The organism is Arthrobacter sp. zg-Y895 (genome assembly GCF_020731025.1).
Lineage (GTDB): Bacteria > Actinomycetota > Actinomycetes > Actinomycetales > Micrococcaceae > Arthrobacter_B.
Genome location: NZ_JAJFZY010000003.1, coordinates 185,421 through 207,139, shown reverse-complemented (window position 1 = coordinate 207,139; position 21,719 = coordinate 185,421). Strand labels below are relative to the sequence as shown.

Below are 21,719 nucleotides of genomic sequence, written 5' to 3'. Positions count from 1 at the left end.
GGACGTTAGGAAGATAGCCATGGCTGTCACCGTTAAGCCGCCGGCAGCGCGGACACCGGTACGCCGGGTAGGGTTCAGCAGCCGGCTGGCCCGTTGGGACGTAAAAATCTCCCCGTACCTCTACATTTCACCGTTTTTCATCCTGTTTGCGATTGTCGGGCTGTTCCCGCTGATCTACACCGGATGGGTCTCGCTGCATAACTGGAACCTGATCGGCGGCAACCTTGGATTCAGCGGCGCGGAGAACTTCACCTTCGTCCTCTCGCAGCCTTACTTCTGGAATGCGGTAGGCAACACCTTCAGCATCTTCCTGATCTCGGCGGTTCCGCAGATCATCCTGGCAATCGGCATTGCCGCCGTCCTGGATGCGAACCTGCGTGCCAAGACGTTCTGGCGTATGGGCGTGCTGGTTCCCTACGTGGTTGCCCCCGTGGCAGTGGGCCTGATCTTCGGCAATGTCTTCGCTGACCAGTCCGGCGCCATCAACGGGCTGTTGACGTCCATCGGCCTGGATCCCGTTCCGTGGCACTCCAACACCCTGGCAAGCCACATCGCCATCGCCACCATGGTCGATTTCCGCTGGACAGGTTACAACGCCCTGATCTTCCTGGCTGCCATGCAGGCCGTGCCGCGGGACATGTATGAAGCGGCGATCCTCGACGGCGCCAGCCGCTGGCGGCAGTTCATCTCGGTAACCGTTCCCATGCTGCGGCCCACCATCATCTTTGTCGTCATTACCGCCACCATCGGCGGCCTGCAGATTTTCGACGAGCCGCGTGTCTTTGACGCCTACGGCCTGGGCGGGGCCGACCGGCAGTGGCAGACCCTCACCATGTACATCTGGGAACTGGGCTGGGGACAGCGCAACCTTGGCCGCGCGTCCGCCGTCGCCTGGCTGCTGTTCGTCATCATCGTGCTCATCGCGGCCCTCAATTTCCTCATCACCCGCCGCATTGCCTCGCAGGGAGGACGGAAATGACCTCCGTACCCATGGTCGAACAAACGGCAGGCAAACGCGCCGCCGAAACCGCCCGGCGCCGTCGGAACCGCGGCGGTGCGCAGCCGCCGCACCCGGCACGGGGCCGCGGGCGGAAAACCGGCGGATACAACCGGCGGCCGGGCTTCGTCACCTACGGGCTGCTGGGGGCCGTGATTCTCGGCTCTGCCCTCCCCATCCTCTGGTCCGTCCTCGTGGCCAGCCATGACAGCACGGCGATCGTCAAGGGAGTCCCGCTGATTCCCGGCGGCAACTTCTTCGCAAACGCGGCCACCGTGCTGGATACCATCCCGTTCTGGAAAGCCCTGGGCAACAGCATCCTGGTTTCCACCGTGACGGCCGCTTCCGTGGTGATCTTCTCCTCCCTGGCCGGTTTCGCCTTCGCGAAGCTGCGCTTCCGGGGCAGCAAGGCACTGCTGGTCTTCGTAGTGGCCACGATGGCCGTACCCACCCAGCTCGGTGTCATTCCGCTGTTTATCGTGATGTCCAAGCTCGGCTGGACCGGGACCATGGGAGCCGTCATCATTCCGGGGCTGGTCACCGCCTTCGGTGTCTTCTGGATGACCCAGTACCTGCAGGACGCGCTGCCGGACGAACTGATCGAAGCCGTACGGATGGACGGCGCCAACATGTGGCAGGCCTTCTGGCACGTGGCCCTGCCCGCAGCGCGGCCGGCCGCCGCGATGCTGGCACTGTTCACCTTCGTTGCCACCTGGACCAACTTCTTCTGGCCGTTCATTGTCCTCAATGCGCAGAACCCCACCCTGCCGGTGGCACTGCAGCAACTGCAGTCAGCGCGCTTTGTGGACTACTCGGTGGTCCTGGCCGGCGTGGTGCTCTCCACCATTCCGCTGCTCATCGTTTTTGCCCTCGCAGGACGGCATCTGGTTGCAGGAATTATGCAGGGAGCGGTGAAGGGATGACCACGGACAACGCATCATTCCCGTCCGGGTTCGTGTGGGGTGCGGCGACCGCCGCCTACCAGGTGGAGGGCGCTGCTTCGGAAGACGGCCGGAAGGATTCCATCTGGGACACTTTCAGCCGCATTCCCGGGGCAGTGGTGAACGGTGACACCGGAGACGTCGCCTGCGACCACTATCACCGGATGGATGATGATGTGGCCCTCATGAAGTCACTGAACCTGGGCTCCTACCGGTTCTCCACCTCCTGGGCGCGGATCCGGCCCGACGGCGGCCCGGTCAACGCTGCGGGGCTCGACTTCTACAGCCGGCTGACGGATTCGCTGCTCGACGCCGGGATCCAGCCGTGGCTGACCCTGTACCACTGGGACCTGCCGCAGGCCCTGCAGGACCAGGGCGGCTGGGCGAACCGGGACACTGCCTATCGGTTTGCCGATTACGCCCTCAGCGTCCACGACGTGCTGGGCGACCGGGTGCGGGCCTGGACCACCCTGAACGAGCCCTGGTGCTCCGCCTATGTGGGCTACGCCAGCGGCGAGCACGCACCCGGGCTGCAGGACCGAAAACTCGCGGTTGCCGCCAACCATCACCTTTTGTTGGCGCACGGACTTGCCGTCCAGGCGCTCAAGGGCCGTGATCCGGGCCTGGACACCGGCCTGACCCTGAACTTCACGGTCGCCGATCCCGCCGATCCGCGGAACCTCGACGACGTCGACGCAGCCCGCCGGATCGACGGGCAGTTCAACCGGATGTTCGCGGACCCCGTCTTCCACGGGAAGTACCCCGAGGATGTGGTGGCGGACCTCGCTCCCTATGGTTTCGAGTCCCACGTCCGGGACGGAGACCTGGCCATCATCAGTTCGCCCATCGATTTCCTGGGGGTGAATTACTACCACGGTGATGCCCTCACCAAGACCCCGCCGACGGCACCCCTGACGACGGCGGCGCCGTCGGCCCGTCCCACGGCCAGCCCGTATCCTGCCGCGGACGGGATCCATGCCGTGCCGCGCGGACTACCGCGAACGAACATGGGGTGGGAGATCCAGCCCGAGGGACTCCGGCGGCTGCTGAACCGGCTGCAGCGCGACTACACCGGTCCGGCGGGCGTGCCGCTGTACATCACCGAGAACGGTGCAGCCTTCGATGATGACGTAGTGGCCGACGGGACCGTGCAGGACCTGGATCGACTCGACTTCATCCGTTCGCATCTGGCGGCGGTGCAGGAGGCGGCGGCGGACGGCGTCGATGTCCGCGGCTACTTTGCCTGGTCGCTGATGGACAACTTTGAGTGGGCCTGGGGGTACGCGAAGCGGTTCGGCATTGTGCACGTCGATTACGAAACACTGCAGCGCACGCCCAAGGCGAGCGGGCTCTGGTACGCGGAAGCGGCGGCCGCCAATGCCCTGCCCCCGGCCCTGCGGGTGCCGGGCACCGCTACACCTGCGTATGTCGTATCGTCGAAACGATGAGCAGCCTTAAGCCCGGGCCCCGGAACGGGGCGGTGAAACCCCGACGCAGCAGCCCCACGCTGGAAGACGTGGCGGCGCTGTCCGGTGTTTCCCGCTCGACCGTCTCCCGAGCCATCAACGGCGGTGCCCGGGTCAGCGCCCAGACGCAGGCCGCCATCGACGCGGCGATTGGGGAGTTGGGTTTCACGCCCAACCGTGCGGCCCGTTCCCTGGCCACCAGCCGCGCCGATTCCATTGCCCTGGTGATCCCGGAGCCGGATGGCCGGGTCCTGGTGGATCCCTTCTTCGCCATGACGTTGAACGGAATCACGGAGGCGTTGAAGGATACCGAGGTGCAGCTGGTACTGCTGATTGCCCGGCAGGGGGAGAAGGAAGGGCAGTTCATCCGATACCTGCGCAGCGGACACGTGGACGGAGCCATCATCGTTTCCCACCACAAAGCCGATGCCCTGGAAACCGAACTGGCGGACGCAACGCTGCCCGCCGTGTTCATCGGCCGGCCGTGGCAGGACCGCGCCGGGCTGGCTTTCGTGGATACGGATAACCGGACCGGCGGACTGCTCGCTGCCCGGCACCTTACGGGCCGCGGCTACCGGCGGATCGCCACGGTCACCGGGCCGGCGGACATGACGGCCGCCCAGGACCGGACCGAAGGATGGCGGCTGGGACTGGCCGAGGCCGGACTGGAACCGGCCGGCGTCGAATCCGGACACTTCACCACCGAGGGCGGTGCAGCTGCCGCGGCCCGCTTGCTCGACGCCGACCCGGGCATAGACGCCATCTTTGCCGCCTCCGACCCGATGGCGCTGGGCGTACTGGAGGTGCTGCGCGGGCGCGGACTGTCCGTGCCCGGCGACGTGGCGCTGGTGGGATACGACAACCACCGGCTCGCATCCTCCAGCACTCCGGGCCTGACCACGGTGGTCAACCCGATGGTCGAGATGGCCCGGCGGGCCGCAGAGATGCTGCTGCGCGAAATCGAAGAGCCGGGTTCACATCTGGAGCCTGTCGTCTACCCGCCGGAACTGGTGGTCCGGGAGTCCGCCTAGGCTACCGGGACATCCTGCCGCCCTTGGACACCTCGCTCGTTCCTCGCTCGGCGATGCGGGCTACGCAGAATGCCCCGTCCGCCTAGGCTGCGTTTTCCCGGCGGGCGGCGGGGAGCAGTTCCCGGGCGCCGAGCGCGGACAGGATAAACGCGTAGTCCCACGCCCGGTCCTTCCACGCCTCGTACCGGCCCGATGCTCCGCCGTGGCCGCCGTCCATTTCGATCTTCAGGACGATCGGTTCGCTGCCGGTAGTGGTCTCGCGCAGCTGCGCCACCCACTTGGCCGGTTCGACGTACAGCACGCGGGTGTCGTTGAAGCTGGTGACCGCCGCGATCTGCGGGTAGTCCACGGCCCGGATGTTCTCGTACGGGCTGTACTCCTTCATATACCGGTAGACCTCCGGATCGGTGATGGGGTTTCCCCATTCCTCCCATTCCAGGGCCGACAACGGCAGCTCGGGATCCAGGATGGTGGTCAGTGCATCCACGAAAGGCACCTGTGCCACGATGGCACGGTACTTTTCCGGGGCCAGGTTTGCGACGGCGCCCATCAGCAGCCCGCCGGCGGAACCGCCCATTGCGGCGATCCGGTCCGGATCCGCCCAGCCCGAGGCGGCAACCCAGTCCGTGGCATCCACGAAGTCGGTGAAGGTGTTCTTCTTGTTCAGCTTCTTGCCGTTGTCATACCAGGCGCGGCCCATCTCGCCGCCGCCGCGGATGTGCGCCACCACGTAGACGACGCCGCGGTCCAGCAGCGACAGCCGGGCGATGTTGAACGCCGGATCCATGCTCAGTTCGTAGCTGCCGTACGCGTAGACCAGTGCCGGGTTGCTGCCGTCCTGCTGCAGGTCCGCCCGGCGGATGACCGAGAGCGGAATGCGGGTGCCGTCCGCCGCCGTCGCCCATTCCCGCTCGGCCACGTACTCCTCGGAACGGTAACCGCCCTTCACGGGGGTTTCCTTCCGCAGCTCCAGCTCTCCGGTGGCCAGCACGTAGTCGTAGACGCGCGGAGGCGTGAGGTAGGAGGTGTAGCTGAGGCGGGCGATCGGGGAATCAAACTCGGCGTTGGCCAGGTTGGCCGTGTAAAGCTCTTCGTCGAAGGCAGGTTCCACGGGCGCGCTCTGCGCCGGGGTGCCCAGACCTTCCACAGGGAGGATCTGCACCCGCTCGGTGGTGTCCTTGCGGACCGACACGAGCACATGGGTGCGGGTTAGGGCGGCACCGTTGACGCGCACGGTGTCATCGTGGGCAATGACGGTGTCCCAGTGCTGGTCCGCCAGCGGCTTGGCGAATTCCTCTTCGGCAACGAGCGAGAGCATCGAGTTCAGGGCGTTCCGGTTGTGCGTCACCAGGTATTTGCGTGCGCCGTCCAGGGTCAGCGGCTCGGCTTCGTAAAGGATGCGCTCGCTGCGCGGGATCAGCGTGCGGACGGTGTCGGAGGGGTCGTCGAAGTCCAGGACCCGGTATTCGCTGTACTCGGAACTGCTGATGCCGATCAGCAGCTGCCGGCGGTCCGCCGAGAGATCGAAGCCGGTCCACATGGCGATGTCGTCTTCCTGGTAGATGACGACGTCGTCCTCCACCGGGGTGCCGAGCGTGTGGGCCTTGACCTGGTACGGACGCCAGGAATCATCCACCACGGTGTAGAAGACGCGGCGGCCATCGGGGGAAAAGGCCAACGAGTAGAAGACGTTGGAAATGACGTCCGGCAGCAGGTCGCCGGTGCGCAGATCCTTGATCCGCAGGGTGAACCGCTCGTCTCCGGCGTTGTCCTCGGAGTAGGCCAGCAGGTTGCCGTCTTCGGTGACCGCCAGGCCGCCGAGCGAGAAGAACGGCTTGCCTTCGGCCTCGGCGTTGCCGTCCACGAGGATCTGCTCGCCCGGAACCGGAACACCGGGGACGACGGCGGGCGGCGTCCAATCGGCGTCGAGGTTCCCGGTGTCCTGCGCGGCCGTGCGGCAGTGGATGGCGTACTGCTTGCCTTCCTCGGTGCGGGTGTAATACCACCAGCCCTTTTTGCGTGCCGGAACGGACAGGTCCGTTTCCTCGGTGCGGTTCTTGATTTCGTTGAAGATCTGCCCGCGCAGCTCTTCCTGATCTGCCGTCATCGCGGCGGAGTAGGCGTTCTCTGCCTTGAGGTGTTCCACCACCTCCGGGTTTTCCTTCTCCCGGAGCCACTCATAGTTGTCAATGAACGTGTCACCGTGGCGGGTGCGTTCGGTGGGGACTTTCTTGGCAACCGGAGGAAGGGGAGTAGTCATGCTTCGAATATATCCATCCCGGCGGCGGCGTCGAAGGACCGCGCTGCCGTTATGCTCGCGGCTTAGCCCCGCGGCAGCTGCCGGGTTGGCCGTGGGCCCGTCCCCGGGCAGGTTAATCCCCGGGCAGGCTAGTCCCCGGGCAGGCTAGTCCCCGAGCAGCAGCCAGGCGCAGAGTGCACCGGCGGCGAGGAAGAGTGCCCAGTTCACTGCCACCACCAGCAAAGTGGAGGTGAAGGAGCGTGCGGCGACTTGGTGCCGGGGAAGCAGCACCGGCTCGGGTGCCGGACCCTTGCGGAACTGGCCCCACAGGCTCGTGGACAGCAGGACGCCTCCTCCGCACAGAGCCAGCGGCAGCGCCGGCAGCGAGAACAGGATCACCTCCGGCGCGAACAGGAACAACACGGTCTCCATCAGGAGACAGGCAGCCAGTAGGAAGGCAGGCCGCCGCAGGGATCCCCAGGTGGGATTCACTGCGTAGAGCGGGCTGACTCCGGCCACCACCATGGCGGTAAGGGCCAGCAGCAACCCCGGAACGGTGACGCTGACGGTCGCTTCTTCAGCAGTCACAGCTGCCGACACGGCGAAGAAACCCAGCAGTCCCAAAAGCGTAGGGACGATGACGACGGCGGCGGATGTCCGCTCTGCCGGTCCGGTCTCCGCCTGCTCGGCACCTGCCGGTCTGGTTCCTGCCTGCCCGGCGCCTGCCGGAGCTGCGCCGACCTCCTCAAGGCCCGCCTGCTCCGCAGAGGATCCGCTGCTGCCCGAAGCTGCGCCCGCGCGGATGGCCCGACGGCCGGCGTCGGGCTCTGGAACACCCATAACTGTCCTTTCCGCACCGCAACATCTACTCACCAGTTTTACATAGCCAGCCTCTTGACGCGCCCATTCCGCCTCCATATCCTGAACGAACGGTCGGTAATTATTCAGCGGGCGGCTACTGGTCGAAATGACTGCTGTTCGGCGCAATTGGAAGCGGAGAAACCATGAGCGGGCAAGAGTATTTTGACGCACTCATTGCAGCGGATGCCCGGGTGGAGCCGCGGGACTGGATGCCCGAGGGGTATCGAAAGACTCTGGTCCGGCAGATCTCCCAGCACGCACACTCGGAAATCATCGGCATGCAGCCGGAAGCAAACTGGATCACCCGTGCGCCGTCCCTGAAACGCAAAGCGATCCTGATGGCGAAGGTGCAGGACGAAGCAGGCCACGGACTTTACCTCTACTCCGCCGCTGAAACCCTGGGCACCCCGCGGGATCAAATGACTGCCGACCTCATTGCCGGCAAGGCACGCTACTCGAGCATCTTCAACTACCCCACGCTGACGTGGGCGGATATGGGTGCCATCGGCTGGCTGGTGGACGGCGCCGCCATCTGCAACCAGGTCCCGCTCTGCCGTGCCTCCTACGGTCCCTACGGGCGGGCCATGGTGCGGATCTGCAAAGAGGAGTCCTTCCACCAGCGGCAGGGCTTCGAGATCCTGCTGGAACTGGCCAACGGCACCCCTGCGCAGCGGGAGCTGGCCCAGGATGCAATCAACCGTTGGTACGCCCCGTCGCTGATGATGTTCGGGCCGCCGGACGAGGATTCGCCAAACTCACGCCAGTCCATGGCGTGGAACATCAAACGCTTCTCCAACGACGAGCTGCGTTCCCGTTTTGTCGGCATGATCGTCGAGCAAGTGAAGGTCCTTGGGCTGACCCTTCCCGATGCGGATATCCGGTACAACGAGGAGACAGGGCGCTGGGAACACGGGCCGCTGGACTGGGACGAGTTTTCCGAAATCCTCGCCGGGCGCGGCCAGTGCAACTCGCAGCGGCTGGCCCGACGGCGGGAGGCCCACGAAGACGGAGCCTGGGTGCGTGAAGCCGCGGCTGCCTATGCCGCCCGCGAGGCCGGCCGCGCCGGCGCCGGGGTTCTCTCCAGCGAAGCGGGGGCAGCGTAGCCATGACGGGCGGATCAACTACGGGCGACGACGGTTCGAAGCCGGCTGTCTCGGGCACAAGTACGGCCGCAGCGAACGACGGCGGCGCGGTGCCGGGTGCCGTACGCGATGGTGGCCTGCAGCCTGCGGGCACGCCAACGGCCGCACAGACCTCCACTGCGGCCTGGCCGCTGTGGGAAGTGTTTGTCCGCTCCTCCCGGGGCCTGTCCCATGTGCATGCCGGTTCGCTTCATGCACCGGACGCGGATATGGCGGTGCGCAATGCCAGGGATCTCTACACCCGGCGAAACGAGGGTGTTTCGCTCTGGGTGGTGCCGGCGTCGGCCATCATCGCCAGTGATCCCGATGCCAAGGGGCAGTTCTTCGAATCCCCGCAGGGCAAGGATTACCGCCACGCCACCTACTACACCAAGTCGGAAGGGGTGAAGCACCTGTGAGTTCAGACAGCGCCACCCGGATTACACCCGGCAACGCCCTGCGGCCGGAGGACATTGCCGCCGCTGGAACGCGAGCGGATCCCGACGCCGCGGCTTACGCCCTGCGCCTGGGCGACGACGCACTGGTACTGGCACAGCGGCTCGGCTGGTGGATCTCCCGGGCACCTGAACTGGAAGAGGATGTGGCACTGGGGAACATTGCCCTGGACCTGATCGGGCATGCCCGTTCCTTCCTCAGTTATGCCGGCAGCGCCGACGGCCGTACCGAGGACGATCTCGCGTACTGGCGGAAGGAAACCGAATTCCGCTCCGTGCATCTGGTGGAACAGCCCAACGGCGATTTTGCCCGGACAATTGCCCGGCAGCTGGTGGTGTCCTTCTACCAGTTCGAGCTGTACGGCGCACTGCAGCATTCCACTGATCCCACCCTTTCCGCGATCGCGGCGAAGGCAGTCAAGGAAGTGGACTACCACCGGGACCACAGCGCACAGTGGGTGCTCCGGCTTGGCCTGGGCACGGACGAATCCCGACGCCGGATGATCCGTGCGCTCGAACTGACCTGGCCGTACGTGGCCGAGCTGTTTGACGACGACGAGCTGGTGGCCTCGCTCGGCGACCGGGCGGTTCTGCCCTCGTCTCTGAAGCAGGCCTTCGACAGCAATATTGCCGCCGTGCTGCGCGAAGCGGAACTGGACCTGCCCGCGGTGCCGCCTGCTCCCGGCGGCGGCCGGCGCGGACAGCACAGCGAACATCTGGGGTATCTGCTGGCCGAGATGCAGGTGCTGGCCCGCGAACATCCCGGCGCATCGTGGTGAGCCTGATGGAATCCTCCCTGCGTCCGGCGGACCCTGCCGCGGCAGCGGCCTGGGATATCGCCGCCACGGTCTGCGACCCCGAAATCCCCGTACTGACCATCGAGGACCTGGGTGTGCTTCGGCGGGTGGAGGTCATCGGCGCGCGGGTGAACGTGGCCGTTACCCCCACCTATTCCGGCTGCCCGGCCATGGACGCCATCCGGCAGGACGTCACAGCCGCCCTCGACGCTGCCGGTTATCCCAGCGTCCACGTTTCCCTGGAGCTGGCTCCGGCGTGGACCACCGATTGGATGAGCAGTGCAGGCAAAGCGAAGTTGGACGCCTACGGCATCGCGCCGCCGTCGGGCCGGGCCGCTGCGGGGCCGGTGCGGGTGGGCCTGAGCGTGAAATGCCCCCAGTGCTCGTCCCTGAATACCCGCGAGCTGACCCGCTTCGGATCCACGTCCTGCAAGGCGCTGTGGGTGTGCGGCGATTGCCGGGAACCGTTCGACTACTTCAAGGTGCTCTGAAGCCATGACCGCCCTTCCCGAAGCGCCGACCCGCCGCGGCGCCTTCCATCCACTGACCGTTGCCGCCGTTCGCCGGTTGACCGAAGACGCCGTCGAGGTCACCTTCGCGGTGCCGTCCGGGCTCGTGGACGCCTACTCCTATCTGCCGGGACAGTACGTTGCCCTGCGCACGGTGCTGGACGGCACGGAACTGAGGCGCAGCTACTCCATCTGCGCCGAACCGAAGCCAGGCGAACTGCGGGTGGCCGTCAAGCGGGACCTGGGCGGATTGTTTTCCTCCTGGGTAAACGAGCATTTGAGGGCCGGTGACGTGCTGGATGTGATGAGCCCGGCCGGCAGCTTCATCTCCCGGCACGCCCCGGGCCAACCCGGACTGGAAGCGGTGCACGGGCAGGTGTTTGCCGCCGTAGCCGCAGGGTCCGGCATCACCCCCGTGATCGCGATTGCCCGCACCGTGCTGGCGTCCTCCGACAGCTCGCGCTTTGACCTGGTCTACGCCAACAAGGCGGCCATGGATGTGATGTTCCTGGAGGAGCTGGCGGACCTGAAGGACCGCTACCCGTCGCGGTTTGCCCTGCACCACGTCCTCTCCCGCGAGCAGCGGATTTCGCCGCTGCTCAGCGGACGGCTCGATGCCGGGAAACTCACCACCCTGATCGACACGGTGCTCCCGGCAGCAGCCGTGGATGAATGGTTCCTCTGCGGCCCGTTCGACCTGGTGCAGTTGTGCCGTGATGCGCTCGCCGAACGCGGCGTCGATCCGGCGCGGGTACGTTTTGAACTCTTCACCACCGGGCGTCCCGACCGTCCGGAAGGTTCGGCCGGCCGTCCGGTCCTGCCCGACAGCTCGGGCGAGAACTTCGACATCACCTTCCGGCTGGACGGACTGCAGGGCAAGGTGGCGAGTCCGGTGCACGCCCGCGAATCCATACTCAACGCAGCCCTCCGCGTCCGCCCGGACGTGCCCTTCGCCTGCGCCGGCGGCGTCTGCGGAACCTGCCGGGCCAAGCTGGTCTCCGGCACCGTGGACATGGAGGAGAACTACGCGCTGGAACCGGAGGAACTGGAACGCGGCTACGTGCTGACCTGCCAGAGCCGGCCCACCAGCCCGGAGGTGAGCGTTGATTACGACTTCTAGGAGCACCCGTTGATTGAACTCGACATCCACGACGGCGTGGCCGAAGTGGTCCTGAATGCCCCGCAGAAACTCAACGCCTTGGACGGCCCCGCGCTGGCGGACCTGGGGCAGGCGTACGACGACGCCGCTGCCTCGGGCGTACGCGCGCTTTTGCTGCGGGGCGAGGGCAGGAGCTTCTGTGCAGGGCGGGACCTTTCCACTGTCTCGCCGGACCACGACGATGCCCGCGGCTACCTCGTGGATGACCTGTTGCCGCTGCTGCAGAAAATGTCCGCCTTTCCCGCGCCGACGTTCGCTGCTGCTCAGGGTGCGTGCCTGGGAGTGGGGCTCGGATTGTTGGTGGCCACCGACGTCGTCTACGTGGCCGCCGACGCGAAGATCGGCTCGCCGTTCGCGAATCTGGGTGCGGCGCTGGATTCGGGCGGGCACTGGTTGTTCACGGAGCGGCTGGGGCCGCACCGCACGCTGGACCTGATCTACACGGCGGATTTGATGAGCGGTGCGGAAGCGGTGGCTGCCGGGCTGTTCAGCCGCTCCATGGACCCCGCCGAACTGCTGGACCGCACCCGTGCCACGGCCTTGCGCGTTGCCTCAGGTCCCACGCAGGCCTTTACCGCGTCCCGGGAACTCGTGGCCCAGATCCGCGACCGGAGGCTGGGTTTCTGGGAAGCTCTCGATGCGGAGAACACCGTGCAGGAAAAGCTCAGCGGAACGCCCGACTATGCGGAGGGGTTCAAAGCCTTCCTGGCCAAACGCAAGCCCGTTTTCCAGGGCTGACCTGTCGGCTGCGTTCACCGGCCGCCGGTCGGCTTGTGATGCGGTGGACACCGGACTACCTTGGAGGTAACTCGTAAGCATGCTTATAACAAGTGCTTGCCGACGCTAGAGAACCTTGAGACACCGAGGAGGTAAGAACATGGCCGACAGCTACAACCCGAACAATGACCCGGCGAACCCGGATAAGCCGAAGGATGCGCAAAAGGGCTCCGATACGCAGGAGGGCACCGGTAACCACGCCCATAGCGAGGCCAAGGCCGGGAGCACCAATCCTGACCCGATGGACGGCAACATTACCGGCCTCGAGCCCGGCGGCGGCGTTCCTCCGGGAGAGACCCCTCCGGCCGAGGACCAGATGAGCACCGACCAGGGCCACGACGAAAACTGACCTGCCGGACTGGATGAACCGCTTGGGCTAAGGAAGCATCCGGACTGGATGAACCGCCCGGGCTGACATAAAAAGCAGGGCCTGCAGCTGCAGGCCCTGCTTTTTTGCTTCCTCTTACTGCTGCGCCTTCAGCGGGTATCGCGTTCCTCGAAGACCAGGAACGTCTGGGTGTCCAGGACGCCCGGCATGGACTGCAGCTGGTCGAAAATAACCCTGCGCAGGTGGATGTTGTCCTCGGCCCGGACCAGCACGATAACGTCGAACGAGCCGCCCACCAGGGCAATGTGGTGGATCTCCGGCACCTCGCTGAGCCGGTCCTTCAATTCCCGCCAGGCGTGCTGGCGGACCTTCAGCGTCACATACGCCGACGAGCCCAGGCCAGCTTTCTCCGGATCCACCAGCGCGGTGAACCGGCTGAGGACTCCGGACTCGGTGAGCCGGGCAATCCGCGAGTAGGCGTGCGCCCGGGAGATATGGACCGCCTGTGCGACGGCCGTAAACGAAGCCCTGCCATCGGCCCGCAGGACGGCCAGGATCTTCCGGTCAATGTCATCCAGCGCCTGCACCTGCGTTGTAGTCATAATGTCCACGCTCTCCCCAAGTAATCTGCGTCACATTTGCAAGGTGTCCATCAGATTACCCTCGCAGGCCGCTGGCGTCCAAGATTTCGGGGAATGCTGGTAACGATTCAGCGCCCGAAAGCATACTGGCAAGACAGAAGTTCCGTGTGCAAAGATGCCGCGGCACTGCGGACGGAGGCTCGCGATGACCATCTCTACCGACAGGACCCGCCAGGCTGCCTTTGGCACCGAAAGCGGTTCCGGGAGCGTCGATGCCCTGTTGCCGTCGGACGTCCCCGTCCAGCTGATAGATGCCGGCGGCGCAGCCCGCCGGGATTCCCGGTACGCGATGCCCGCAGATGAAATGCTGCTGGATGCCTATGCCCGTCTGGTGGCGGGCCGGCGGATCAATGACCAGGCCAACGCCCTGGTGCGGCAGGGACGGCTGGCCGTCTACCCTTCCTCCCACGGGCAGGAGGCCTGCCAGGTAGCCGCCGTTGCGGTGCTCCAAACGCAGGACTGGCTGTTCCCCACGTACCGGGACAGTGTTGCCGTTATGTCCCGCGGTGTGGACCCGCTGCAGGTGCTCACGCTGCTGCGCGGTGACTGGCACAGCGGATATGACCCGTACGAACACCGGGTGGCGCCGCAGGCCACGCCCCTGGCCACCCAGCTGCTGCACGCCGTCGGCGTCGCACACGCCGCGAAACTCAAGGGGGAGGACACTGTGGTGCTTGCCCTTTGCGGCGACGGCGCCACCAGCGAGGGCGACTTCCACGAAGCACTGAACTTTGCCGCGGTGTTCCACGTGCCCGTGGTGTTCTTCATCCAGAACAACGAATACGCCATCTCGGTGCCGCTGAAAAACCAGTCCGCGGCACCGTCGCTGGCCCACAAAGCCGTCGGGTACGGCATGCCGGGGGAGCGGGTTGACGGGAACGACGTCGCCGCCCTCCTCTCCGTCCTGGGCGCGGCGGTGCTGCGGGCACGCGAAGGCGGCGGACCGGCACTGGTGGAAGCACATACCTACCGCATGCAGGCCCACACCAACGCGGATGATGCCACCCGGTACCGTTCGGCGGAAGAAGTGCAGGACTGGTTGCCCCGGGACCCGCTGGCCCGGACCCGCACCTACCTGCGCGGCCGCGGGCTGCTCGATGATGCACGCGAGGATGAACTGGCCGCGGCGGCCGAAGCGCTTGCGGCAGCCATGCGCGAGGGCCTGAATGCCGACGTCGAACCGGACCCGCTGGCGCTGTTTGAACACGTCTATACCCGGCGCACGCCGCAGTTGACGGAGCAGTCCGAGTTGCTGCGCGGCGAGCTGCAGCGGGACGGGTTCGAAAGCGATGCGTTTGTCCGCAACGCCGACGCAGGCCCGGGCGGCGCCGGGAACCCCGCAGATCCCGGCGCTTCGCGGTGACACCTCCTGATCCGAAAGGCAGCACCATGGCAGCAACTCCAACGGTCACTGAGCCCCAGGCGGGGGAGATGACCGAAGCCGGGACAGAGTCCGGACCGGAAATCCTGACCTTCGCCAAGGCGCTCAACGCCGCGCTCGCCGACGAAATGGCGGCCGATCCCACGGTGGTGGTTTTCGGAGAGGACGTGGGTCCGCTCGGCGGGGTCTTCCGGATCACCGACGGGCTGACCGCGCGGTTCGGAACCGGCCGCTGCTTCGACACTCCGCTGGCCGAATCCGGGATCATGGGCATGGCCGTGGGCATGGCGATGAATGGTCTGCGTCCGGTGGTGGAAATGCAGTTCGACGCCTTCGCCTACCCCGCGTTCGAGCAGGTGGTCAGCCACGTGGCGAAGATGTCCAACCGCACCAGGGGGAAGGTGAAGCTTCCGCTGGTGATCCGCATTCCGTATGCGGGCGGGATCGGCGGGGTGGAACACCACTGCGATTCCTCCGAGGCCTACTACGCGCACACGCCCGGCCTGACCGTCGTCGCGCCGGCCACCGTAGCGGACGCCTACACGCTGCTGCGCGACGCGATCCGGCTGAATGATCCCGTGGTTTTCCTGGAACCGAAGAAGCTCTACTGGAGCAAGGAATCAGTGGATCTGGCCGTCCTGCGCCGAGCCGCCGATGAAGCGCTGCACACGGGCCGTTCGGTTTCGGGCGGTATCGGCACCGCAGCCGTGGCACGCACCGGAACGGATGCAACGTTGGTGGCTTACGGGCCGTCAGTGTCGACGGCCCTGGCTGCAGCGGCAGCCGCCGAAGCAGAGGGCCGGTCCCTGGAAGTCATCGACCTGCGCTCGATTGTTCCGTACGACGACGCCACCGTGGACGCGTCCGTCCGGCGCACCGGTCGGGCAGTGGTCATTGCCGAAGCACCGGGGTTTGCTTCTGTCGCTTCGGAAATCGCGGCCCGCATCTCCGAACGCTGCTTCCATTCCCTCGCCGCACCGGTGCTGCGGGTGACCGGCTTCGATGTGCCGTATCCGGCGCCGAAGCTGGAACACTGGTTCCTGCCCGGCGTGGACCGCATCCTGGACGCCGTGGATGAACTGCAGTGGGAAGAGCCGGAGGCTCCCGGTTCCGGCACGGGCGTCCGAATCTCTGCTTCGGAGGATCCCCGATGAGTGTGCGTACCTTCCTGCTGCCGGACCTGGGCGAGGGCCTGACCGAGGCGGAACTCGTCAACTGGCTCGTGGCTGTGGGGGACACGGTTGTGGTGGACCAGCCGGTGGCCGAAGTGGAAACGGCAAAGTCCCTGGTGGAAGTTCCGTCCCCCTTTGCGGGCCGCGTGGCGCAGCTGCACGGCCAGGCCGGCGAGAGCGTCGACGTCGGGCGTCCGCTGATCTCGGTGGACACCGCGGCTGCGGCAACAGCGGGGGCCGGCCTGCCCGCCGGAATGACAGCCACGGGAACCGGGGAGACAATGGCACCTGCGGCAGCCGTGGGACCGGCCGAAGCGGCCGAAGCAGTAGCGGCTGCGGAATCGGCCGGTGGGACTGCGGCGGGGGAGGCCTACCGGGAGGAAGAGAAGGCAGGGTCCGGGAACGTCCTCATCGGTTACGGAACCCCGGCCAACGGGCAGTCCCCGCGGCGCACCCGTGCACCCCGGCTGCGGATCGGCGCGGCTGGTGGCCAGGTTGCCGGCCCGATTGCCGGCCAAGCTGCAGGCCAGGTTGCCGGCCCCACCGCTCGAACGGAAGCTCCGCGTTGTGTATCCCCTCTGGTCCGCCGCCTGGCCCGTGACGCCGGATTGAAGCTGGCGGATGTGGCCGGCAGCGGTCCCGACGGGCTGATCCTGCGCCGCGATGTCGAAGCCGCCGTGGCGCCCGCTCGGGCGGAAGACACTGCCGGCGAAGGGGCGGCCCGAGGTAGTGCCGGCGGAACCGGGGCCGGGGCCGGCCGGGAAGTCCATTCTGTCCGGAATGCCGGAGCCACAGCCGGCGATTCCGGGACCGCAACGGATGCGCGGACGGGGCTCGCCGTCACCTCGCGCACTCCGGTGCGCGGCCTTCGGCGCACCGTCGCCGCAAACCTGAGCCGCAGCCGCAGCATGATCCCCGAGGCGACCGTGTGGGTGGATGTGGATGCCACGGCCCTGATGGACCTGCGCGCGGACCTTTCCCGCCAGCGGGAGGACGCCCCGTCGCTGCTGGCTTTCCTGGCCCGTTTCACGCTGGCCGGCCTCACCCGGTTCCCGGAACTCAACACCCGGTTTGTGCCTGCGGAGGAGAGAGTCGGTGCGGGCCCGGGGGAGGGCCCCCGGGATAACGCGGGCGAGGACCAGGACGAACAACAGGCCGTGATTGAGGCCTTCGACGGCGTGAACCTGGGCATCGCCGTGCAGGCTGAGCGCGGCTTGATGGTCCCCTCGGTCCGGCGGGCAGACACCCTGTCCACTCGGGAACTGGACGCGGAGATCCGCCGTCTCACCTCTGCCGCCCAGGCGGGCCGGGCAACTCCCGCCGAACTTTCCTCGGGCACGTTCACGCTCAACAACTACGGCGTCTACGGGGTGGACGGCAGCGCTGCCATCATCAATTACCCCGAGTCGGCCATCCTCGGCGTGGGACGCATCATCGAAAAACCGTGGGTGGTTTCCGGCCAGCTCGCGGTCCGGAAGGTCACCCAGCTGACCCTGGTGTTCGATCACCGCGTCTGCGACGGCGCGACCGCCGGCGGCTTCCTGCGCTACGTCGCCGACGCCGTCGAAAACCCGGGCCGCGTGCTGGCGGACCTGTAATACGTGCCGCAGAGAGCCACCCGCGATAGGTTGGAAACCGGCCGGCGAAAAGGAAAGCTGACATGACAGAAACACCGCAGCAGCACATCCCCACCCAGCGCAGCTGGCAGGAGGTTGCACCCCGGGTCTGGGTGCGCGCCAATGCTGCCTTTGCCATCAACACCGGGCTGGTGATCGGGGACGATCGGGCACTGCTGATCGATACCGGAGCAGGCCCCGGCATGGCGCAGGAGATTTACGATTCCGCCCGGATGCTGACCGACCTGCCGCTCACGGCCGTCAACACGCATGCCCACTTTGACCATTACTTCGGCAACGCCCTGATGCTCGCCAACGGTGTGGAGGATATCTGGGGTACCGCCGGATGCGCCGCGAGTATCCGTGAAAACGGAAACAGCCACCGCCCGCAGGCCGCCGACGTCGAACCCGAGATGGCTGCGGCCATGGGCGAAAACACGGCAATCGCCGAACCCACGAAACTGGTGGAGGACGCACCGGTGGACCTGGACCTGGGCGGCATCTCCGTGACCCTCTTCCACCTCGGACGCGGCCACACGGACCACGACCTGCTGGTGGGAGCCGGGGACGTGCTCTTCACCGGCGATCTCGTCGAACAGGGCGCTGATCCGGCTTTCGAGGACTCCTTTCCCAAGGACTGGATCCGCACGCTGGGGAAAATCTCGGCGCTCGAGGACCTCTACACGATTTTCGTTCCCGGACACGGCAAACCCGTCACGGTGGATTTCGTGACCACGCAAATGCACAAGATGCGCACCGCCGTCGCCGTCACCCGCAGCGCCATGGACCAGGCCTCGGTGGACATGACGAAGGCAATTCCCATCCTGCCGTACGGGCCGGACCAGTCCAGGGCATTGCTCACCCGCCTGCGGACCCTTGCCCGGTGGAAGTGGCTCAAGCAGTAATCACCTCCCCGGAACCGGAACCGGAATCGGTTGCGGATAGTCTAGGGCCGTGCCAGCGGACGATTTCAGCCTTCGGAAAATAGCTATCCCGGCCTACGGGCCTACCCTGCTTTACGGGTTGGCGACCGGAGCCATCCTGCCGGTCATCGCGCTCAGCGCCCGCGACCTGGGCGCCACCGTTGCCCTGGCGGCGCTGGTCATCACCCTTACCGGAGTCGGTTCACTCCTGACGAACGTGCCTGCCACGATTGTGACCACGCGTTTCGGGGAGAAATGGGCGCTTGTGGCTGCTTCGGCCTGGTGCGCGCTGGCGATGGTCCTTGCCGCTGCGGTCCCGGTGCTGGCGGTTTTCGCGCTGGCCGTCTTTATGATCGGCATGGCGGGGTCGGTCTTCGGGCTGGCCCGGCAGAGCTATTTGACGGAAGCCGTACCGGTGAACTTCCGTGCGCGGGCCCTGTCCACGCTCGGCGGGGTGAACCGGATCGGCGTCTTCATCGGTCCCTTCGCAGCCGCCGGTGCAATCCATTTCTTCGGCACCACCGGGGCGTACTGGGTGGGTGCCGCGGCCGCCGTCGGCGCCGGGATCCTCAGCCTCCAGGTGCCGGATCTTGCTGTCCGTTCCGGTAGGGACGGATCGGGGTTGGTGTCCAAGGCCGACGCCGTCCCCGCGCCCACCGTGCGGTCCATCCTGCGAAGCCATGCACGGATCTTCCGGACCATCGGCATCGGGGTGCTGCTGATCGCTGCCGTCCGTGCGACGCGGCAGGCAGTGATTCCGCTCTGGGGCCAGCACATCGGCCTGGACCCCACCACCACGGCGCTGATCTACGGGCTCTCCGGAGCCATCGACATGCTGATCTTTTATCCCGCGGGCAAAGCCATGGACACCTGGGGGCGGCGCTCGGTGGCGGTGCCCTGCATGCTGATCATGGGGCTGGGCCTCGGGCTGCTGCCGCTGGCTTCCGAAGCAACCGGACTGCTGCTGGCTGCGCTGCTGATCGGGTTCGGCAACGGCATCGGATCCGGGATCGTTATGACCCTCGGGGCGGACTTCTCGCCTTCGCCCGGACGTCCGCAGTTCCTGGGTATCTGGCGGCTGCTGGCCGACCTCGGGACCATGGGCGGCCCAGGCATCCTCTCCGGAGTGACTGCCCTCGTGTCGCTCTCGGCAGGGATCGGGGCCACCGCTGTCCTGGGACTGCTGGGCGCCGTCGTGCTCTGGATCTGGGTTCCCGGACGGAAGGCCGCTGGCAATCCGCTTACCGCCGGCGAGGCCCGCTAGCGGCGATTGCCCCGGGAACCGCCCGCTGCCCGTGCGGGGTCTCCGGCCTGCTGGTTGAACAGCCAGCAGGCGAGGGCGCTGACGAGGAAGCCGACACCCACTATCAGTGTCAGGCCCGCCCAGAAGTACAGCGGTGCGGAAGTGCTCACCGCCGTCGGGTCCCAGCGGGCATAGAAGTACAGTCCCAGGCTGGCAGCCGTAGCCAGCACTCCGGGCACGGCGCAGATTCCGGCAATCACTTTCGCCGTTCCCTGTGCCGCACCGTTGGCCGGCCAGCGGTTCCAGTCCGGGTTGGTCCGCATCATCACGAGGCCGCCGACAAGGGTCCAGGCGGCCACCACCAGCAGCGAGGCGACGACGTCGGCCGGCCGGTGCCAGAGGTTGAGGAAGGTGGCTGCGCCCGCGAGCACGGCGTAGCTGCCGCCGAAGAGTGCAACCAGGGGCCGCCAGCGCGGCGAGGCGAGCAGGAAGACCGCCGCAGCTGCGGAGGCTGCCAGCGTGGTGTGGCCGGACGGCAGGGAGTTGAAATCCAGGGTCACCACCCCGCGGTCCGGCCGGTCCAGCACGGTCCGTTTCAGCAGCTGGCTGCTGACATTTGCTGCTCCGAAAGTGCCGAGGGCAATCACCGCCGGTGAAATCCGGTGCCGCAGGATGGATACAAACACCACCACAATCACGGCGATGAAGACGGAGATCAGCGGCAGCTCGTCCAGGAAGGCGATCACCGGCCGTTCGGTGGCAGGTGCAATCAGCTCCGCTTCCTGGAAAGCGGACTCATCGGCGAGCTGGCCGGTGGTGGTGCGGACGAAGAACCAATACGTTGCGGCAACGCCGGCAGCGCAGAGGAGGGCCGCGAACAGAAAGAGCGCCGGATTATGCGCAGCCGGTCGTTCGGCACGGGCGCGCTGTGCCAGCAAGTTGCGAGTATCCATTGCATCCAGATTGCCACATCATCGTGGTCCTTACCTGTTCGACCCGAAGCGGGCAGCCGGTGAGCGTCAAAGCGTAGGCTGGCAGGGTGCCGAACAACCCTGACCTGTCTGCCCTCCTAGCCGGAGCCCGCGTGGTCTCCATTCCCATGCGGGTGAAGTTCCGCGGCATCCTGCACCGCGAGGCCCTGCTGATCGAGGGGCCGGAGGGCTGGGGCGAGTTTGCCCCGTTCCCGGAATACTCCGACGCAGAGGCCTCACCCTGGCTTGCCTCCGCCTTGGAAGCGGCCTGGCAGGGCTATCCGGAAGCGGTGCGGAAGTCCATCCCGGTGAACGGCACGGTGCCCGCCGTGCCGGTGCACCAGGTGGAGGGCGTGCTGGCCCGGTTCGGACATGTCCCTGCCGTGAAGGTCAAAGTGGCTGAAACGGGCCAGACTCCGCTTCAGGACCTGGCCCGGGTGGCCGAGGTCCGCCGGTTGCTGCCCGACGCCGGTATCCGGGTGGACGCCAATGCTGGCTGGGACGTGCCCACCGCCGTCGAAACGCTGACCCTGCTGGCCGAGGCCGGGCTGGAATATGCCGAACAACCCGTAGCGGGCATTGACGGCCTGCGTGCCGTCCGGACCGAGCTTCGCCGGCGCGGGGTTCCCGTGCTGATCGCCGCCGATGAAAGCGTGAGGAAGGAAAGCGACCCGCTGAAGGTCGCCCGGGAAGACGCTGCGGACCTGATCGTCATCAAGGCGGCCCCGTTGGGCGGGGTGCGCCGGGCCGTCGAGATTGTGGCGCAGGCCGGGCTGCCCGCTGTGGTGAGCTCCGCCATCGACACTTCCGTGGGGATCCGTACCGGCGTCGCGCTGGCCGCTGCGCTGCCGGAGCTGCCCTATGCCTGCGGGCTGGGCACCTTGTCGCTCATGGCCGGAGACGTGACGGAAGAATCGCTGGTGCCCGACGGCGGTGCCCTGGCTGTGCGGGACGTGCCCGTGTCCGAGGAGCTGTTGGAGCGGTTTGCCGCACCGCCGGAGCGCCGTCAGTGGTGGCTGGACCGGCTGGAGCGGGTGCATGCGCAGTTGGTGACGGCCCAGCAGCGCTAGGCTTTCGATCCGCATGTGTGT

General features: G+C 66.7%; 21 protein-coding genes. 17 read left to right on the top strand and 4 right to left on the bottom strand.

All coding sequences use genetic code 11. The features are described from left to right. Positions 1-19 precede the first annotated feature (19 nt). From LJ760_RS02690 to LJ760_RS02675, 4 genes are read left to right on the top strand one after another with little or no spacing between them, the layout of a single operon-like run. On the top strand, positions 20-979 hold the full coding sequence (locus tag LJ760_RS02690; protein WP_227918994.1) for a carbohydrate ABC transporter permease: 960 nt from the start codon (positions 20-22) through the stop codon (positions 977-979). After that, positions 976-1,920 (top strand): carbohydrate ABC transporter permease, encoded by a 945-nt coding sequence (locus LJ760_RS02685; RefSeq protein WP_227918993.1) that lies wholly within the window; start codon positions 976-978, stop codon positions 1,918-1,920. Before LJ760_RS02690 ends, LJ760_RS02685 begins: the two co-directional genes overlap by 4 nt. Next, on the top strand, positions 1,917-3,386 hold the full coding sequence (locus LJ760_RS02680) for a GH1 family beta-glucosidase (RefSeq protein ID WP_227918992.1): 1,470 nt from the start codon (positions 1,917-1,919) through the stop codon (positions 3,384-3,386). Before LJ760_RS02685 ends, LJ760_RS02680 begins: the two co-directional genes overlap by 4 nt. After that, entirely contained in the window at positions 3,383-4,435 is a 1,053-nt protein-coding gene (locus LJ760_RS02675) for a LacI family DNA-binding transcriptional regulator (protein ID WP_227918985.1), read from the top strand. Before LJ760_RS02680 ends, LJ760_RS02675 begins: the two co-directional genes overlap by 4 nt. Before the next feature lie 82 nt (positions 4,436-4,517). Here the strand turns inward: LJ760_RS02675 and LJ760_RS02670 are convergent, their stop codons facing one another. Together LJ760_RS02670 and LJ760_RS02665 are read right to left on the bottom strand one after the other, a co-directional pair. Continuing rightward, positions 4,518-6,695, bottom strand: coding sequence for a S9 family peptidase (locus LJ760_RS02670; protein WP_227918984.1), 2,178 nt, complete (start codon positions 6,693-6,695; stop codon positions 4,518-4,520). 144 nt (positions 6,696-6,839) lie between these two features. Then, positions 6,840-7,514, bottom strand: coding sequence for a hypothetical protein (locus LJ760_RS02665; protein WP_227918983.1), 675 nt, complete (start codon positions 7,512-7,514; stop codon positions 6,840-6,842). A 164-nt stretch (positions 7,515-7,678) separates the two neighbouring features. Between LJ760_RS02665 and paaA the strand changes: the two genes are divergently transcribed. From paaA to LJ760_RS02630, 7 genes are all read left to right on the top strand, one after another. Next, the gene (gene paaA / locus LJ760_RS02660) at positions 7,679-8,638 is read left to right on the top strand and encodes a 1,2-phenylacetyl-CoA epoxidase subunit PaaA (RefSeq protein ID WP_227918982.1); all 960 of its coding nucleotides are present in this window, start codon (positions 7,679-7,681) and stop codon (positions 8,636-8,638) included. A gap of 2 nt (positions 8,639-8,640) precedes the next feature. Beyond that, positions 8,641-9,075 (top strand): 1,2-phenylacetyl-CoA epoxidase subunit PaaB, encoded by a 435-nt coding sequence (gene paaB / locus LJ760_RS02655; protein WP_227918980.1) that lies wholly within the window; start codon positions 8,641-8,643, stop codon positions 9,073-9,075. Then, entirely contained in the window at positions 9,072-9,890 is an 819-nt protein-coding gene (paaC, locus tag LJ760_RS02650; protein ID WP_227918978.1) for a 1,2-phenylacetyl-CoA epoxidase subunit PaaC, read from the top strand. The genes paaB and paaC overlap by 4 nt, the downstream gene beginning before the upstream one ends. 5 nt (positions 9,891-9,895) lie before the next feature. Continuing rightward, positions 9,896-10,399: a 1,2-phenylacetyl-CoA epoxidase subunit PaaD gene (gene paaD / locus LJ760_RS02645; RefSeq protein ID WP_227918976.1), complete on the top strand. Its 504-nt coding sequence runs from the start codon at positions 9,896-9,898 to the stop codon at positions 10,397-10,399. Positions 10,400-10,403: 4 nt separating this feature from the next. After that, entirely contained in the window at positions 10,404-11,537 is a 1,134-nt protein-coding gene (gene paaE, locus LJ760_RS02640) for a 1,2-phenylacetyl-CoA epoxidase subunit PaaE (RefSeq protein ID WP_227918974.1), read from the top strand. 9 nt (positions 11,538-11,546) lie between these two features. Beyond that, complete coding sequence (locus tag LJ760_RS02635) at positions 11,547-12,314, top strand: enoyl-CoA hydratase/isomerase family protein (protein WP_227918972.1); 768 nt, start codon at positions 11,547-11,549, stop codon at positions 12,312-12,314. A gap of 139 nt (positions 12,315-12,453) precedes the next feature. Further along, positions 12,454-12,702, top strand: a complete 249-nt coding sequence (locus tag LJ760_RS02630) for a DUF6480 family protein (RefSeq protein WP_227918970.1) — start codon at positions 12,454-12,456, stop codon at positions 12,700-12,702. 128 nt (positions 12,703-12,830) lie between these two features. On the opposite strand, the gene LJ760_RS02625 is transcribed toward LJ760_RS02630, so the two are convergent. Continuing rightward, the gene (locus LJ760_RS02625; RefSeq protein WP_227918969.1) at positions 12,831-13,283 is read right to left on the bottom strand and encodes an Lrp/AsnC family transcriptional regulator; all 453 of its coding nucleotides are present in this window, start codon (positions 13,281-13,283) and stop codon (positions 12,831-12,833) included. Between the two features lie 184 nt (positions 13,284-13,467). On the opposite strand from LJ760_RS02625, the gene pdhA reads away from it, so the two are divergent. The 5 genes from pdhA (at position 13,468) to LJ760_RS02600 (ending at position 19,678) form a co-directional block, all read left to right on the top strand. Next, entirely contained in the window at positions 13,468-14,685 is a 1,218-nt protein-coding gene (gene pdhA, locus LJ760_RS02620; protein ID WP_227918966.1) for a pyruvate dehydrogenase (acetyl-transferring) E1 component subunit alpha, read from the top strand. Positions 14,686-14,753: 68 nt separating this feature from the next. Beyond that, positions 14,754-15,857 carry an alpha-ketoacid dehydrogenase subunit beta gene (locus LJ760_RS02615; protein ID WP_227920881.1) on the top strand — a complete coding sequence of 368 codons (1,104 nt, stop codon included), beginning with the start codon at positions 14,754-14,756 and terminating at the stop codon, positions 15,855-15,857. Further along, entirely contained in the window at positions 15,854-17,473 is a 1,620-nt protein-coding gene (locus tag LJ760_RS02610) for a dihydrolipoamide acetyltransferase family protein (RefSeq protein WP_227918964.1), read from the top strand. Before LJ760_RS02615 ends, LJ760_RS02610 begins: the two co-directional genes overlap by 4 nt. Positions 17,474-17,535: 62 nt before the next feature. Continuing rightward, positions 17,536-18,396 (top strand): MBL fold metallo-hydrolase, encoded by an 861-nt coding sequence (locus LJ760_RS02605; RefSeq protein ID WP_227918962.1) that lies wholly within the window; start codon positions 17,536-17,538, stop codon positions 18,394-18,396. A 49-nt stretch (positions 18,397-18,445) separates the two neighbouring features. Then, entirely contained in the window at positions 18,446-19,678 is a 1,233-nt protein-coding gene (locus LJ760_RS02600) for an MFS transporter (RefSeq protein WP_227918960.1), read from the top strand. Here LJ760_RS02600 and LJ760_RS02595 read toward each other — a convergent pair. Continuing rightward, positions 19,675-20,610 carry a phosphatase PAP2 family protein gene (locus LJ760_RS02595; protein ID WP_227918959.1) on the bottom strand — a complete coding sequence of 312 codons (936 nt, stop codon included), beginning with the start codon at positions 20,608-20,610 and terminating at the stop codon, positions 19,675-19,677. The genes LJ760_RS02600 and LJ760_RS02595 overlap by 4 nt on opposite strands. An 86-nt stretch (positions 20,611-20,696) precedes the next feature. Here LJ760_RS02595 and LJ760_RS02590 point away from each other — a divergent pair, with 86 nt between their 5' ends. Then, positions 20,697-21,698: an o-succinylbenzoate synthase gene (locus tag LJ760_RS02590; RefSeq protein ID WP_227918958.1), complete on the top strand. Its 1,002-nt coding sequence runs from the start codon at positions 20,697-20,699 to the stop codon at positions 21,696-21,698. Positions 21,699-21,719: the final 21 nt, after the last annotated feature.

What these genes read in the sequence shown, in the direction of transcription:
- LJ760_RS02675 (WP_227918985.1), top strand. Translation starts at nt 3,383, where the DNA reads ATGAGCAGCCTTAAGCCCGGGCCCCGGAACGGGGCGGTGAAACCCCGA.
- pdhA (WP_227918966.1), top strand. Translation starts at nt 13,468, where the DNA reads ATGACCATCTCTACCGACAGGACCCGCCAGGCTGCCTTTGGCACCGAA.
- LJ760_RS02630 (WP_227918970.1), top strand. Translation starts at nt 12,454, where the DNA reads ATGGCCGACAGCTACAACCCGAACAATGACCCGGCGAACCCGGATAAG.
- LJ760_RS02690 (WP_227918994.1), top strand. Translation starts at nt 20, where the DNA reads ATGGCTGTCACCGTTAAGCCGCCGGCAGCGCGGACACCGGTACGCCGG.
- paaA (WP_227918982.1), top strand. Translation starts at nt 7,679, where the DNA reads ATGAGCGGGCAAGAGTATTTTGACGCACTCATTGCAGCGGATGCCCGG.
- paaD (WP_227918976.1), top strand. Translation starts at nt 9,896, where the DNA reads ATGGAATCCTCCCTGCGTCCGGCGGACCCTGCCGCGGCAGCGGCCTGG.
- LJ760_RS02685 (WP_227918993.1), top strand. Translation starts at nt 976, where the DNA reads ATGACCTCCGTACCCATGGTCGAACAAACGGCAGGCAAACGCGCCGCC.
- LJ760_RS02670 (WP_227918984.1), bottom strand. Translation starts at nt 6,695, where the DNA reads ATGACTACTCCCCTTCCTCCGGTTGCCAAGAAAGTCCCCACCGAACGC.
- LJ760_RS02680 (WP_227918992.1), top strand. Translation starts at nt 1,917, where the DNA reads ATGACCACGGACAACGCATCATTCCCGTCCGGGTTCGTGTGGGGTGCG.
- LJ760_RS02665 (WP_227918983.1), bottom strand. Translation starts at nt 7,514, where the DNA reads ATGGGTGTTCCAGAGCCCGACGCCGGCCGTCGGGCCATCCGCGCGGGC.
- paaE (WP_227918974.1), top strand. Translation starts at nt 10,404, where the DNA reads ATGACCGCCCTTCCCGAAGCGCCGACCCGCCGCGGCGCCTTCCATCCA.
- paaB (WP_227918980.1), top strand. Translation starts at nt 8,641, where the DNA reads ATGACGGGCGGATCAACTACGGGCGACGACGGTTCGAAGCCGGCTGTC.
- LJ760_RS02625 (WP_227918969.1), bottom strand. Translation starts at nt 13,283, where the DNA reads ATGACTACAACGCAGGTGCAGGCGCTGGATGACATTGACCGGAAGATC.
- LJ760_RS02595 (WP_227918959.1), bottom strand. Translation starts at nt 20,610, where the DNA reads ATGGATACTCGCAACTTGCTGGCACAGCGCGCCCGTGCCGAACGACCG.
- LJ760_RS02615 (WP_227920881.1), top strand. Translation starts at nt 14,754, where the DNA reads ATGACCGAAGCCGGGACAGAGTCCGGACCGGAAATCCTGACCTTCGCC.
- LJ760_RS02610 (WP_227918964.1), top strand. Translation starts at nt 15,854, where the DNA reads ATGAGTGTGCGTACCTTCCTGCTGCCGGACCTGGGCGAGGGCCTGACC.
- LJ760_RS02605 (WP_227918962.1), top strand. Translation starts at nt 17,536, where the DNA reads ATGACAGAAACACCGCAGCAGCACATCCCCACCCAGCGCAGCTGGCAG.